At 65.0% G+C, this 13,243-nt stretch carries 14 protein-coding genes and 2 riboswitches; of the genes, 13 read left to right on the top strand and 1 reads right to left on the bottom strand.

All coding sequences use genetic code 11. From position 1 onward, the window contains the following. Window positions 1–130 precede the first annotated feature (130 nt). Window positions 131–748, bottom strand: coding sequence for a cob(I)yrinic acid a,c-diamide adenosyltransferase (gene cobO / locus PP1Y_RS19180; protein ID WP_013833702.1), 618 nt, complete (start codon window positions 746–748; stop codon window positions 131–133). A gap of 165 nt (window positions 749–913) precedes the next feature. Next, window positions 914–1,123, bottom strand: a riboswitch (cobalamin riboswitch). A 59-nt stretch (window positions 1,124–1,182) separates the two neighbouring features. Then, window positions 1,183–1,378, top strand: a riboswitch (cobalamin riboswitch). A gap of 177 nt (window positions 1,379–1,555) precedes the next feature. Here cobO and PP1Y_RS19170 point away from each other — a divergent pair. The 13 genes from PP1Y_RS19170 (at window position 1,556) to PP1Y_RS19110 (ending at window position 13,189) form a co-directional block, all read left to right on the top strand. After that, window positions 1,556–1,963, top strand: coding sequence for a DUF1636 domain-containing protein (locus tag PP1Y_RS19170; protein ID WP_013833701.1), 408 nt, complete (start codon window positions 1,556–1,558; stop codon window positions 1,961–1,963). Then, window positions 1,960–2,976, top strand: a complete 1,017-nt coding sequence (gene cobT / locus PP1Y_RS19165; RefSeq protein ID WP_013833700.1) for a nicotinate-nucleotide--dimethylbenzimidazole phosphoribosyltransferase — start codon at window positions 1,960–1,962, stop codon at window positions 2,974–2,976. Before PP1Y_RS19170 ends, cobT begins: the two co-directional genes overlap by 4 nt. Then, window positions 2,973–3,548, top strand: coding sequence for a histidine phosphatase family protein (locus PP1Y_RS19160; protein WP_013833699.1), 576 nt, complete (start codon window positions 2,973–2,975; stop codon window positions 3,546–3,548). Before cobT ends, PP1Y_RS19160 begins: the two co-directional genes overlap by 4 nt. Continuing rightward, a complete protein-coding gene (gene cobS, locus PP1Y_RS19155; protein ID WP_041559439.1) occupies window positions 3,548–4,252 on the top strand; it encodes an adenosylcobinamide-GDP ribazoletransferase in 705 nt (234 codons plus the stop codon). Before PP1Y_RS19160 ends, cobS begins: the two co-directional genes overlap by 1 nt. After that, the gene (gene cobD / locus PP1Y_RS19150) at window positions 4,144–5,232 is read left to right on the top strand and encodes a threonine-phosphate decarboxylase CobD (RefSeq protein ID WP_013833698.1); all 1,089 of its coding nucleotides are present in this window, start codon (window positions 4,144–4,146) and stop codon (window positions 5,230–5,232) included. The genes cobS and cobD overlap by 109 nt, the downstream gene beginning before the upstream one ends. Then, entirely contained in the window at window positions 5,225–6,160 is a 936-nt protein-coding gene (gene cbiB / locus PP1Y_RS19145) for an adenosylcobinamide-phosphate synthase CbiB (protein WP_013833697.1), read from the top strand. Before cobD ends, cbiB begins: the two co-directional genes overlap by 8 nt. Beyond that, window positions 6,148–7,608, top strand: a complete 1,461-nt coding sequence (locus PP1Y_RS19140) for a cobyric acid synthase (RefSeq protein WP_013833696.1) — start codon at window positions 6,148–6,150, stop codon at window positions 7,606–7,608. Before cbiB ends, PP1Y_RS19140 begins: the two co-directional genes overlap by 13 nt. Continuing rightward, window positions 7,605–8,117 carry a bifunctional adenosylcobinamide kinase/adenosylcobinamide-phosphate guanylyltransferase gene (cobU, locus tag PP1Y_RS19135; protein WP_013833695.1) on the top strand — a complete coding sequence of 171 codons (513 nt, stop codon included), beginning with the start codon at window positions 7,605–7,607 and terminating at the stop codon, window positions 8,115–8,117. Before PP1Y_RS19140 ends, cobU begins: the two co-directional genes overlap by 4 nt. Before the next feature lie 87 nt (window positions 8,118–8,204). Beyond that, complete coding sequence (locus PP1Y_RS19130; protein ID WP_013833694.1) at window positions 8,205–8,657, top strand: MarR family winged helix-turn-helix transcriptional regulator; 453 nt, start codon at window positions 8,205–8,207, stop codon at window positions 8,655–8,657. Next, entirely contained in the window at window positions 8,654–10,702 is a 2,049-nt protein-coding gene (locus PP1Y_RS19125; RefSeq protein WP_041559011.1) for an FUSC family protein, read from the top strand. The genes PP1Y_RS19130 and PP1Y_RS19125 overlap by 4 nt, the downstream gene beginning before the upstream one ends. Further along, window positions 10,699–10,914: a DUF1656 domain-containing protein gene (locus PP1Y_RS19120; protein ID WP_013833692.1), complete on the top strand. Its 216-nt coding sequence runs from the start codon at window positions 10,699–10,701 to the stop codon at window positions 10,912–10,914. The genes PP1Y_RS19125 and PP1Y_RS19120 overlap by 4 nt, the downstream gene beginning before the upstream one ends. Further along, window positions 10,911–11,792, top strand: a complete 882-nt coding sequence (locus PP1Y_RS19115; protein ID WP_013833691.1) for an efflux RND transporter periplasmic adaptor subunit — start codon at window positions 10,911–10,913, stop codon at window positions 11,790–11,792. Before PP1Y_RS19120 ends, PP1Y_RS19115 begins: the two co-directional genes overlap by 4 nt. Beyond that, a complete protein-coding gene (locus tag PP1Y_RS19110) occupies window positions 11,792–13,189 on the top strand; it encodes an efflux transporter outer membrane subunit (protein WP_013833690.1) in 1,398 nt (465 codons plus the stop codon). The genes PP1Y_RS19115 and PP1Y_RS19110 overlap by 1 nt, the downstream gene beginning before the upstream one ends. Window positions 13,190–13,243 lie beyond the last annotated feature (54 nt).

The raw sequence follows: 13,243 nt of genomic DNA, 5'->3' as shown, positions 1-13,243 counted from the left end.
GATCTTGTCGCGGCGATGGCCCCTTCAGTCAGGGACTCGCGCGATCGCCGGGACGGAACCTAACAGTTCCGTCCGGCAGGTATAGGGCCTTGCGGCGAGGACATTTCTGCTTGCAGTGCGCTGCCGTTGGCTAGAGGTCGATCCCCGGCTGCGCCTTGATGCCATTGCGGAAAGCGTGCTTCTCGTCACCGATCCTGCTCACCGTGTCGGCCAGTTCGATGAATTCGGCATGGGCCGCGCGCCCGGTGATTACCACGTGCTGCATCTCCGGCCGGTTCCTGATCGCAGGAAGGACTTCTTCCAGCGTGAGGTAGCCGTAATTGATGAGGTACGTCAGTTCATCGAGCACGACGAGCGAGATCTCAGGATCGGCCAGCGCGGCCTTTGCCTTGGTCCACCCGGCCTGCGCAGCGGCAATGTCGCGCTGGCGGTTCTGGGTTTCCCAGGTGAAGCCCTCGCCGCAGTTCTCCCAGGTGACGCCCGGCTGCACGGAAAGGAAAGCGCGTTCGCCCACGTCGACCTTGCTCTTGATGAACTGGAATACCGCCGCCGTGCGCCCGTAGCCCAGCGTGCGAGCCACCATGCCGAAGGCGCTGGAGGACTTGCCCTTGCCGTTTCCTGTAAGAACGAGCACCAGCCCCTTGTCGATCCTGGCTGCAGCAATGCGCGCATCGACTACGGACTTGAGCTTGCGGGTCCGTTCCTTGTGGCGGCGGTCTTCTTCGGCGAGATTTTCGGTATCGGTCATAGCGGTTTGGCCTCTCTCGGGGGTGGCATGCGGCGGGGCGAAGGAGAGTCCGGCAAGTTTGGCATTCACTCGGGTTTCCTCTTCGACGCACGCACGATTGTCGTTTGCCAAGGGATTGCCCGCAGGATGCGAGGCCCTCGTCCGCCCGGTTCATCCCGCCCGCGCGAAGGAACGACGGTAGCGGGCCGGTTTCCTGACTTTCCGGATCGCCGCGCCTTTCGCCGCCTTCTCGAACAGGGTGTGCCCGTTCAATGGCATAGTGGCGATGCGCTCACCGGTCACAGTTGCGGGAGCAGTGCCGCAGATGCAGCGAAGACGTCGCTGCCCGGACTTCCCGATTAAGCCCTTGCGGGCACCCGTTACGGCCCCGCGGATAGGCCAGGGCAAGTCTGCCTGCAAGCATATTGCGCTTGCGAAGGGCACGACTGCGCGATACTTGCCGGGCTGCGACAGGTTCCCCGCAAGGGGATCAAAAGGGAATTCGGGTGCAAGTCCCGGGCTGCCCCTGCAACTGTAAGCGGCGAGCCATCCGGCCATTTCGCCATTGGGACCCAAAGCCGGTCCTGAGAAGGCGGCCGGAGCGGCGCTGACCCGTGAGCCAGGAGACCTGCCTGCCGCAGTCGTTCTTCATCCGGGCAGGGCGCACCGGGTGTTCGAGGGCCCCGTTATGGCGGGGTCACCCCTCGCGCAACGACAGTCATCGTCTCGCCGGTTGGGATTCCGGTGGGGCTGGAGCCGTTTGCAAGGAGGGAGCGCCGCCATGCTCTTGATGTCATTTTGTCGTCCGCGCTCGGGAGCGTTACGCTGATGCTGCGTGCAGTCGACGCAAACGCCTCGGTTGTGGTCTGCTCGACCTGTCGCCATTCCGAAACCGAACGTGAGGACGAACACGGCGAGCGCGGCGGTGCGCGGTTGGCCTCCGTGATGCGCGAGGTGCAGGCAGGCGATCCAGCGCTGGCCGCCGTTAGCGTTCAGGAAATGCCGTGCCTGTTCGCCTGCAAGCGTTTCTGCACCGTGCATATCCGGGCGCCCGGCAAGATGGGATATGTCTTGGGAGACTTCGCCCCTGACCGTGAGGCCGCGCACGCGATTCTCAGCTATGCTGCGCAACATGCCGAAAGCGAAGAGGGCGTCGTCCCCTATCGCAACTGGCCGCAGGGCGTGAAGGGGCACTTCATCACCCGCACCCCGCCAGAAGGCTTCTTGTGCACATGATCCGGTTCGAAAGCCGCGAAGCCTTTGCCGCAGCGCTCCTGGATCTGCCCGAGGCCAACAAGGTCGCGCAGGCCGCCGCACAGTTGCGCCAGGACGCCTTGACCAAGCCGCTGGGCTCGCTCGGTCGACTGGAAGACATCGCGATTTTCATGGCCTCGTGGCAGGGGAGGGAACGACCGGTGCTGGAGCGCATCCGTGCGGCGATCTTCGCCGGCAACCACGGTGTCGCCGCAAGGGCGGTCAGTGCCTATCCGCCCGAAGTGACCGCGCAGATGGTCGCCAACTTCGCGGCGGGCGGGGCGGCTATCAATGCCCTGGCCGGCGCTTGCGGTGCAGAACTGGTCATCGTGCCGATCGAGCTGGACCGTCCGACGGCGGACTTCGTCGAACAGCCTGCCATGAGCGAGGAAGATTGCCTGGCCGCGCTCAATACGGGGGCTGCGGTCGTCGAAGAGGGGTTGGACCTGCTTTTCGTGGGCGAAATGGGGATAGGAAACACCACACCCGCAGCCGCTCTGTGTGCGCAGGCCTGCAATGGCAAAGCTGCCGAGTGGGTCGGTGCCGGAACGGGTCTCGACAGGGACGGTATCGCCTACAAACAGTCCGTCGTCGCACAGGCCCTGTCCTTTCACGGTGCCCGCTGCACCGATGCTTTCGAAACCTTGCGCCGATTGGGAGGGCGCGAGATTGCTGCAATGGCCGGGGCCATTCTTGCTGCCCGGATCAAGCGCATTCCGGTGCTGCTCGACGGGTTCATCGTCTGCGCCTCCATAGCGCCGCTGGTGGTCGATCAGCCGCGTTTCGCAGCGCACTGCCTTGCCGCTCACTGCTCCATGGAAGCAGCCCATGCCAGGTTGCTGGACTGGCTTGGCCTTGCCCCCCTGCTGCAACTGGGGATGCGGCTGGGCGAGGGCACCGGTGCAGCGGTGGCGGCGCAGCTTGTGCGCTCGGCAATTGCTGCGCACAACGGCATGGCGACATTCGCCGAAGCCAGGGTCGCAGGCGTTGTATGACGAGCTTCATGCTGCACCTCATGCGGCACGGAGCTCCGCAGCGACCCGGCCTGATGCTCGGCCACCTCGACGAGCCGCCGCTGGCTTGCGGCATTACCGCCTGCCTTGAACGTGCTCGCGCTGTTGCCTGCAAGCAGGTTCGCTGTTCGGACCTTGCCCGCTCATGGCTTCCGGCTCGGGAGATATCGGCGCAGCGCGGTCTCGCAGCACAAATCGACCCGCGCTGGCGTGAACTTGATTTCGGTGCGTGGGACGGACAGCCTCCGCAGCAAGTGCACGGTGACGCGCTTGCCCGGTTCTGGGACGATCCGGATGCCTATCCTCCGCCGCAAGGCGAGACATGGTCGGCTCTCGTCTCTCGCGTGGGAGAAGCACTGGCGGATATCCGCGATAATTGCCTCGTGGTGGCCCATGGCGGCTCGATCCGTGCTGCGGTCTCCTGCCTCACCGGGCTCGATCATCGCGGCGTCTGGGCATTCGACCTGCCATACGGCGCGTTGCTCAGCCTGCGGGTATGGCCGGGAAGCAAGAGTGCTGGGCAGATCATATCGCTTGAGACGACCGCGCCATGATCCGCCGCTTCGTTCTCGCCATGCAGTTCACCACGCGCGTGCCCCTGCCGAACGTGAAGGCCGACGAGGCGGACTTCGCCGCGCTGCTGCGCTATTTCCCGCTCGTGGGGCTGGTTGTCGGCGCGGTCGTGGCAGGCGCCTGGTGGCTGGGGTCGCTGCAAGGCGCCTGGCTGGCGGCACTGCTTGCACTGGTGGCCTGGGTGGCGGTGACGGGCGCATTGCATCTCGACGGACTGGCCGACGTGGCCGATGCGGCCGGTGCCGCGCATGGCAATCCAGCGCGGCTTTCCGAAGTGCTGGCCGATCCGCGTGTCGGCAGCTTCGGCGTCGTCGTCGTCGTGCTGCAATTGCTCGCCAAGTTCGCATTGCTGCAACATATTAGCCTCGCTGAATTGCCGCTGCTCTGCATCCTGCCGGGACTTGCGCGCATCGCCCCCCTGTTCTGGGCAAGGATGCTGCCGCCCCTGCACGAAGGACTGGGCAGCCGTCTCGGCGCCGGGGTGCGGGTTTCGGATCTTGCGCTCTGGACCATTCCCGCACTGTCTGTCTTTTTGTGGGAGCCTGCCTTCGCGGTGATTGTCCTGGCGATACCGATATGGTCCATCTGGCTCCGCCGCAGGCTCGGCGGAATATCGGGCGACGGTCATGGCGCAGGGATAGAACTGTGCGAAGCAATCCTTCTAGCAGCGCTGGTCCTGACGTGAGCGCCGTGCAGGCCGTGCGGCATGGCGGGCGCCTTAACGAGGCCTGCCGTCGCTACGGCGGACGTCCGAAGGACTGGCTGGATCTTTCCACGGGGATCAATCCTGAGGCATGGCCCGCAGCATCCGTCCCGGCGACCGACTGGACCAGATTGCCCGAACCCGACGCGCTCAATGAACTCGAGGCTCGGGCCGCGGCGCACTTCAGGGTCGATTCCGGTCATTGCTGCGCGATCGGCGGAAGCGAGCTGGCGATCCGCCTGGTCGCCCGCCTGCTCGGTCTGCAGGGGCGTGCGCTGCAACCGGCTTACGCAAGCCATGAAGAGGCCTTTTACGGTCCGGCCGCCGACTTTGGGAAAGTCCCGGTTGAACCGGTCGCCCTGATCTTCGCCAACCCGAACAATCCCGATGGTCGCCTGCGGCAGGGTCACGACATACTCGCGTGGTCCGATCGGCTGACCGCTGAAGGGAGCTGGCTCGTGGTTGACGAGGCCTATGCCGACTGCGAACCGAGCGAGAGCGTCGCGCCGCACGTGCACGATGGCCGGCAGCTGATCGTCCTGCGCTCCTTCGGCAAGTTCTTCGGTCTTGCCGGACTGCGGCTTGGTTTCTTGCTCGGACCGAGTGACCTGATAGCCGCCATGCGCGAAGCTATCGGGGACTGGCCGGTCCATGCTGCCGCGCTCGCCATAGGTACGGCAGCTTACGGGGATGCAGCGTGGATCGCGGGTACGCGCCTTGCCCTCTTCGAAAGGGCGCGAGCGCTCGATGCGGTCCTGACAGGACATGGCCTGAAGCCAAAGGGAGCCTGTCCGCTGTTCCGGCTCGTCGAGACGCGCAGCGCGGAACCCCTCTTCCGGCACCTGGCGCAGAACCGTATCCTCGTGCGGCCTTTCGAGCGTTTTCCCGACTGGCTGCGGATCGGCATCCCGGCTTCCTCGCGGGACTTGCGGCGCCTTGACCGGGCCCTTCCGCATGGCTGAGCCCATCGCATTCTGCGCCATGGCCATCGAAAGCATGCTGGGATGGCCTACTCGCCTGCATCGCCGCTTCGGCCACCCTGTTGGCATGTTTGCCTGGCTCATCGGGGCGTGCGAAGGGCGGTTCAATCGTACGCTTGTCCGCAACGGCCATCGGCGGACCGGCGGAATCGTCACCGTTTGTGCCTTGCTCGCTTTCGCAGGAGGCGGCGCGTGGCTGATCGAACAGACCTTGCGGCAGCTGGCGGGAGCCTGGGCTTGGCCGATCCTGTGCCTGCTCGCCTGGCCTGCCATGGCCGCGCGCAACCTGGACGATCACGTTCGCCCGATCCTTAGCGCCCTTCAGCGCGGAGACCTCGCGCGTGCGCGTGAGGCCGTCGGCTGGATAGTCGGCCGCGACACTGCCGCGCTCGACGAGGCCGGCGTCGCGCGTGCGGCCATCGAAAGCCTTTCGGAAAGTTTCTGCGACGGCGTCGTTGCGCCGCTGTTCTGGCTGCTCGTCCTCGGACTGCCGGGAGCCTGGGCCTACAAGGCAATCAACACGGCAGACAGCATGATCGGCCACCGCGAGACGCCCTATACGCACTTCGGCTGGGCCGCCGCGCGGAGCGACGATCTGGCCAACCTCGTGCCGGCGCGCATTGCCGGGGTTCTGCTTTGCTCGGTCGCCATGCGGGGATGGGCCACGCTCTGGCGCGATCATGCCCGCCATGCCTCTCCCAATGCCGGTTGGCCCGAAGCGGCCATGGCCGGCGCCCTGTCGGTACGACTTGCCGGGCCGATCGCCTACGACGGGGTGCTGGCGGACAAGCTCTGGATCGGGCAGGGGGGCGAAGCCGATGCGGGGGCGCTTGCCCGCGCCTTGGCGATTTACCGGCGCGCATGCGCCTTGTTGGGAATTATCGCCTTGGGGGCTGCATGGCTGGCTTGATGCTGCAGGGAACCGGGTCCGACGTGGGCAAGTCGGTTCTCGTGGCGGGACTGTGCCGGGCACTGGCGAACCGGGGCTTGCGGGTCCTGCCGTTCAAACCGCAGAACATGTCGAACAACGCCGCCGTCACGCCCGAAGGCGGGGAGATCGGCCGTGCCCAGGCTCTTCAGGCCATCGCAGCGCGTGCGCCTCTGCACGTCGACATGAACCCGGTCCTCCTCAAGCCGCAGGCCGACCGCACGTCCCAGCTGATCGTCCATGGCAAGGTGCGCGGCACGCTTGGATCGGGCAACTTTCGCGAAGGGCGCCGCAATCTTCTGCCCGAAGTGTTGGCAAGCTACCGGCGCCTTGAGGCGCAGTGTGATCTGGTGGTCGTCGAAGGTGCAGGGTCTCCGGCCGAGATCAACCTGCGTTCGGGCGACATCGCCAATATGGGCTTTGCCCGGCCGGCCGGGGTGCCGGTAGTGCTGGTCGGCGACATCGACCGGGGCGGGGTGATCGCGGCGGTCGTGGGCACGCGCAATGTCATCGAACCCAAAGACGCGGCGATGATCCGCGGGTTCCTGATCAACAAGTTCCGCGGCGATCCGGCACTGTTCTCGGATGGCTACGACGCCATTGCCGAGCGCAGCGGGTGGCGTGGCTATGGGCTCGTGCCATGGCTTTCGGCCGCAGCGCGCCTGCCCAGTGAGGATGCCGTCGTGCTCGAGCGCGGGCAGGGAGCAAGGCCCGGACGCAAGCTGGTCGCCTGCCCGATCCTTCCGCGCATCGCGAATTTCGATGACCTCGATCCCTTGCGCGGAGAACCGGATATCGACCTTGCCATGATCCCGCCGGGCACGCCGATCCCGGCGCAGGCTTCGCTCGTTGTCCTGCCCGGTTCGAAAGCGACAATCACTGACCTGGCCTTCATGCGGGAGCAGGGCTGGGACATCGACATCCTTTCACATCGACGCCGGGGCGGCATGATCCTGGGCATCTGCGGCGGCTATCAGATGCTGGGGCGCAGTCTTGCCGATCCGATCGGCATCGAGGGCGCCCCTTCGAAAATCTCCGGGCTTGGGCTTCTCGATGTGGATACGCAGATCGGAACCGTCAAAAGCCTTGAAGCCGTGAGCGGTACGGCTCTCGATGAGCCAATCAGTGGCTATGAAATGCACATGGGCGTGACCGACGGGCCGGGACGCATCCGTCCTTTCGCGCAGTTCGATGACGGACGCAGCGACGGTGCGATCAGCGCTGACGGCCTCGTTCTCGGCACCTATTGCCACGGTTTCCTGGGCACTCCCGGTCTGCGCAAGTCGCTTCTGGGCAGAATCGGGGCGCAGGGCGGTGCATTCGATCAGTCGCATGTGGTGGACATGGCGCTCGACGAAATCGCCGAAGTGCTCGAAGCGCATGTCGATATTCCCGGATTGCTCGAACTTGCAGGGAGTGCGCCGCGATGAAGCGCCTGCTGGTGCTGGGTGGCGCGCGCTCGGGCAAGAGCCGCTATGCCGAGGAACGACTTGAAGCTTTGCCGGGGCGGCTTGGCTATATCGCCACGGCGCAGGCTCACGATGCGGAAATGACGGCGCGTATCGCCCAGCATCGCGCGCGACGCAGCGAGCGCTGGGAGACGTGGGAGACGCCGTTCGCACTGCCCGAGGCGATTGTCGGGATGGCAGGCCGCTGCGATGCGCTGCTCGTCGATTGCCTCACCTTGTGGCTGACCAACCTGATGTTGTCTGAGTATTCCATTGCCGACGGGCGGGAGCACCTGATCGATGCAGTCACCGCCTGCCCGGTGCCCATCGCCCTGATCGGCAATGAAGTCGGTCTGGGTATCGTTCCGGATAACGCACTGGCCCGACGCTTCCGGGACGAGGCGGGTTTGCTCAATCAGGCCGTCGCAAAAGCTGTCGACGAAGTTGTCATGGTTGCTGCCGGATTGCCGCTGAACTTCAAATCCGTATAATATATGTTGCGTTTTGTGAAAGCGTGCTTGCGAAATGGACGGCGCAGGGCCGCTTGAGCTTATTCGTTAGCGTGCTAATTATTAGTCATGAACGAACGTGAGCGGCTGCAACGGAACCTGGCGACCCGGATCGGGCCGGTGGCGCGCGCCTGGCAACAACTGGGCGATGCTGCGCTGGCGTCGCTCGACATCTCCAATTCGGCAGGCTGGGCGCTTGTCCATCTCCTGCGCCTGGGCGGCGATGTCCGTCAGGGCGACCTTGCACGAAGCATCGGTATCACCGAGCCTTCGCTGGTCCGCACGCTCGACCGCCTGGAAGAAGCCGAACTGCTCGAGCGGCGTGCCGATGAGCAAGATCGCCGCGCAAAGCACGTAAGACTGACCGCAAGGGGCATCGATCTTGGCAAGAGGATCGATGCGCGTCTCGTGGCGGTGCGCGGTGAATTGCTGGCAGAGCTGGGCGACGATGAACTCTCGACAGTCGTCAAGGTGCTCGAACGCCTGTCCGTTCGCATCGCAGAGACTGCGGACCGTCTATGATGAAGCGCTTCGGAATCGACGCCGCGGTATTCTCGCTCAAGGCTTACATCGCGGCGATGATGGCGGTCTATATCTCGATCCAGATCGGGTTGGAACGGCCGTACTGGGCATTCCTCACCTCCTATATCGTCGCACAGCCGCTTGCAGGAGCGGTGCTGTCGAAGGCGCTGTTTCGCGTAATCGGCACTTTCGTGGGCGCAGCGGCCAGCGTAATCATGGTACCCAGTCTCATCAATTCGCCGGTGCTCCTGGTTGGCGCAATCGGCTTTTGGCTGGCGCTTTGCGTGTTCGTCTCGCTGCTCGATCGCACGCCGCGCGCCTATGCCTTCGTGCTAGCGGGCTACACCGCGGTTCTGATCGTGCTGCCGAGCGTCGATACGCCCGGCGCCATTTTCGAGACAGCCAGCTTGCGGCTTCAGGAAATCTCCATTGGCATCCTGTGCGGCAGCCTCGTGCATGGCCTTGTCCTGCCGCAGTCGATCTCCGCCTTCCTCTTGCGCAGGGTCTCTACGATCCTGCTCGACGCCGAACGCTGGTCGGCGGATTCGCTGCAGCCGAGCCCAGATCCCTCCGTCGATGCCGAAAGGCGCAGGTTGGCGCAGGACATCACGGAACTTCACCAGCTTTCGATCCACCTGCCGTTCGAGACCGCACGCACGGCGCCGCGTATCCGCACCGTGCGCGCGCTGCAGGACCAGCTCTCGCTGATCATGCCGCTCGGCGCGGCGGTGACGGACCGGATCGAGCAATTGGACGCCGAAGGATCGATTCCGGGCGATGTGCAAGGCCTGCTCGACGATGTGCGCGCGTGGTTGCGGAACCTCGACTGGCTCGCTCAGGCGGATCGCGAGGAACAGGCCCGACAATTGCAGACGCGCTGCGCCGAGCTTGAGCCCGTCGTCTCGGCGGATTCGAGCTGGCACGGACTCATGCTGCTCAGCCTCGTTTCGCGCCTTTCGACCCTGATCAGGGCGCACCGCGATTGCCGTGACCTGTCCGAGCAGCTTTCTTCCCTGGATCGCAAGCCGGTCTCGGCACGCGCTGCCGAACTCCTCGAAGGGCGGCGCGGCCGAGAGTTGCATTACGATGTCGGCGGCGCGACGAGGGGGGCGATCGGCGCTTTCGTCACGATTGTCGTCGGTTCGGCGCTCTGGATCGGCAGCGGATGGACCGAGGCATATGCCGGCGTCATGCTTGCCGGCGTTTTCTCCGCCCTTTTTTCGGCCGCACCGGATCCGCTGGCTCCCTTGCGTGCTTTCTTCATCGGCACCCTCATCGCCATCGTCATTGGCGCCATCTATGGCTATGCGATCCTACCTGCCTTGCATGGCTTCCCCGAGTTCGCCGCAGCACTGGCACCGGCATTGCTTCTACTGGGGGCCTTGATGTCATCCCCGCGCTACGGCGGATTCGCCTTGCCGATGTTACTGGGTTTGGGCAGTCCGCTACTGATCGCACCTACATATGTCAGCCGCTTCGGCAGCTACGTGGACGGGGCGCTCGCCCAACTCGTGGGGATCGTCTTTGCCATAACGATGATCCGCCTGTTGCAATCCTCCGGTATCGAAGCGGCTATCCGGCGAACCATCCGGGCTGGTTGGAAGGACATTGCCGAGCGCAGCAATCTCATGGCCCCCGCGGACTATCACGGCTGGATCAACCGCATGCTGGACCGCATTGCGCTACTGGCACCGCGCCTTGCCATGAGCGGCAAGGCGCCCGGCTCACCCCTTTACGATGCCCTGCGCGACTTGCGCACCGGCGTAGCGATCGGCGAGCTGCGCGACCTGCGCCTGGCGATGTCCGCGGAAAAGGCCGCTCCGGTGACCAAGGTCCTGCGCGATGTCGGCGAATATTACCGCAAGCTTGAGCCCGAACGTGACAAGCCCGCCGCGCCAGACCTGCTGGCAGACATCGACCGGGCCCTGAAGGAAGTGCTGGGCGATGATAACCCCCAGTTCGTGCGCTCCGGCGCCCTTGCCCTCATCAGCCTGCGGCGCAATCTTTTCCCTGCAGCAGAGCCCATGAAGGAGTTGCCCGCATGAGAGGAGAGCTTTCCATCTACGGCGTGTTCGTTCCCACGCTGCTCGTCCTCGCGATCGTCGCGGCGATCCTGACGGCGGTGATCGTCCGCTTCGCCAACGATTTCGGTTTCTATCGCTTCGTCGCCTACCGTGCGTTGGTCGACGTCTGTCTGTTCATTCTCGTCCTTGGTCTTCTGGCCGTGACGGCTCCCCTGATCGGTTTCCCCCAATGAAACGTCTCCTCTCGCGCATAGCCCCCAGCCTTGCCACCATCGTCATCGTCGCGATCGCGGCAATCGTCGCGATCTGGTTGTGGCGGCATTACGAAACCAGCCCCTGGACCCGTGACGGCCGCGTGCGCGCCGACGTGGTGCGCGTGACGCCCGACATCAGCGGCCTGGTGACGTCGGTGGCCGTGCAGGACAACCAGAAGGTACGCAAGGGCGACCTCCTGTTCGTGCTCGACAGGCCGCGGTACTCGCTGGCTGCCGCACAGGCGCAGGCTAACGTGGAAAGTGCGCGGGCAACGCTCGACCAGGCCCGGCGCGTGGCCCGGCGCGATATCGCACTTGGCGATCTTGTGGCGACCGAGACCCACGAGCAGAACCTCGCGGCTGTCGAAACCGCGCAAGCAGCGCTGGCCGAAGCGCAGAGCGCACTCGCAGCCGCGAAGCTCAACCTTGCGCGCACCGAAGTGAAGGCTTCGGTCAACGGAACTGTGACCAATCTTGACCTGCATCCGGGCGATTTCGTGGCGGCGGGCAACCAGGCCATGGCCCTGATCGACAGTGACAGCATCCGCGTCGAAGGCTATTTCGAGGAAACCAAGCTGCCCTACATCCGCGTCGGCGCCCCGGTGACGGTGGTGCTGATGGGCGAAAATCGCAAGATCAAGGGTATCGTCGAGAGCATCGCTGCCGGTATCAGCGACACCGCTCGAAGCAATTCGGGTAATCTCCTGCCCAATGTCGAGGCGACCTTCACCTGGGTAAGGCTGGCGCAGCGCATCCCGGTGCGCGTGCGTCTTACGCAGGTTCCCAAGGACCTGCGCCTGATCGTCGGGCGTACCGCCACAGTCACGATCCAGCCGGCAGACAAGGGCCTCAAGTGATGCGCAAGTGCCTGCCCATCGCGGCCGCGCTGCTGCTTGGCGGTTGCGCCACTGCCGGTCCTGATTACGCGCCGCCGTCCAATTCGGTCGCGACGAGCGAAAGCGCCAATGGCGCTTTCGTTTCGGCGAGCGCCGTCGCCTTTTCCCAGCAGCCGCTGCCCGAGCGCTGGTGGCGCCTCTATGACTCGCCCGTTCTCGATGGTCTGGTCGAGGAAGCCCTGGCCGCGAATGCCGACTTGCGCGCGGCCGATGCCAACCTGAAGCGGGCGGAAGCTGTCATCCGCGGGACGGCGGCCAACCGCACTCTGAGCACCGGGATTTCCGGCGGCGCTAGTCTCGCACGGCCGTCTTCGACCGGCTACTCGCTCCCAGGTGTCGTCGATTACGACGCCGGTATCTCGCTGGCCCTGCCGCTCGACCTGCGTGGCAAGATTGCCCGTGCCATCGAAGCCAGCGAGGCCGACCGCGACGCGGTGGCCGCGGCCCGCGATGCCGTGCGTGTCAGCGTCGCAGCCACTACGGCCAAGGCTTACGCAGACGTGTGCGGCGCGAATTTCCGTCTCGCGGCCACGAAGCGCATCGTCGCCTTGCAGCGACAGACTCTCGATGCCACCCGTCGCCTTGAAAAGGGTGGTCGCGGGACGGCATTCGATGTCAGCCGTGCGCAGGCGCAAGTCGACGCGAGCGAGGCAAAGTTGCCGGGTTTCATCGCGCAGCGCCGCAGCGCGCTTTATCTGCTCGCCACGATGCTGGGACGCCCGCCCGGCGAGTATCCCAGCGAAGTCGAGCTGTGCGACACGCTTCCCAGTCTCGCGAAGGCGATGCCGGTGGGAGATGGTGCGTCGCTGATTCGGCGGCGTCCCGATATCCGCCAGGCCGAACGGACCATTGCAGCGGATACCGCGCGCATCGGCGTTGCGACGGCAGACCTCTATCCGCAGGTCAGCCTGGGCGGTTCGCTGGGGGTGTCCGGGCCGCTCAAGAATATCGGCGGTCCAACTTCGTTCGGCTTTAGCCTCGGGCCGTTGATCAGCTGGTCGTTCCCCAACCGACCGGCAGTGCGCGCTGCGATCGATCAGGCCAATGCGCAAGTGGAAGCCGATATCGCGGGCTTCGATTCGACCGTACTGTCCGCCTTGCGTGAGACCGAGACTGCGCTCGAGGCCTACGCGCGCGATCGCGACACGACAGCTGCACTGGGACGAGCGCGCAAAAGCGCTGCGCTTTCCGCGCAGCAGGCTGGCAAGCTGTTCCGCTTCGGACGCAGCGATTTCCTGACCTTGCTCGATTCGCAACGCTCCCTGGCCGAGGCCGAGGCAAACTACGCCAGTGCGCAGGCGGGACTGGTCGACGACCAGATCGCCATCTTTCTCGCTTTGGGGGGCGGCTGGGAGTAGCGCGCGGGCGGTTTGGGCCGGAATTTATCGCCTTCTCCAAAAACTAATTGCACC

Source organism: Novosphingobium sp. PP1Y (genome assembly GCF_000253255.1).
GTDB lineage: Bacteria > Pseudomonadota > Alphaproteobacteria > Sphingomonadales > Sphingomonadaceae > Novosphingobium.
The sequence above is the reverse complement of the archived record's forward strand: the minus strand, read 5'-3'. Positions and strand labels throughout refer to the sequence as shown.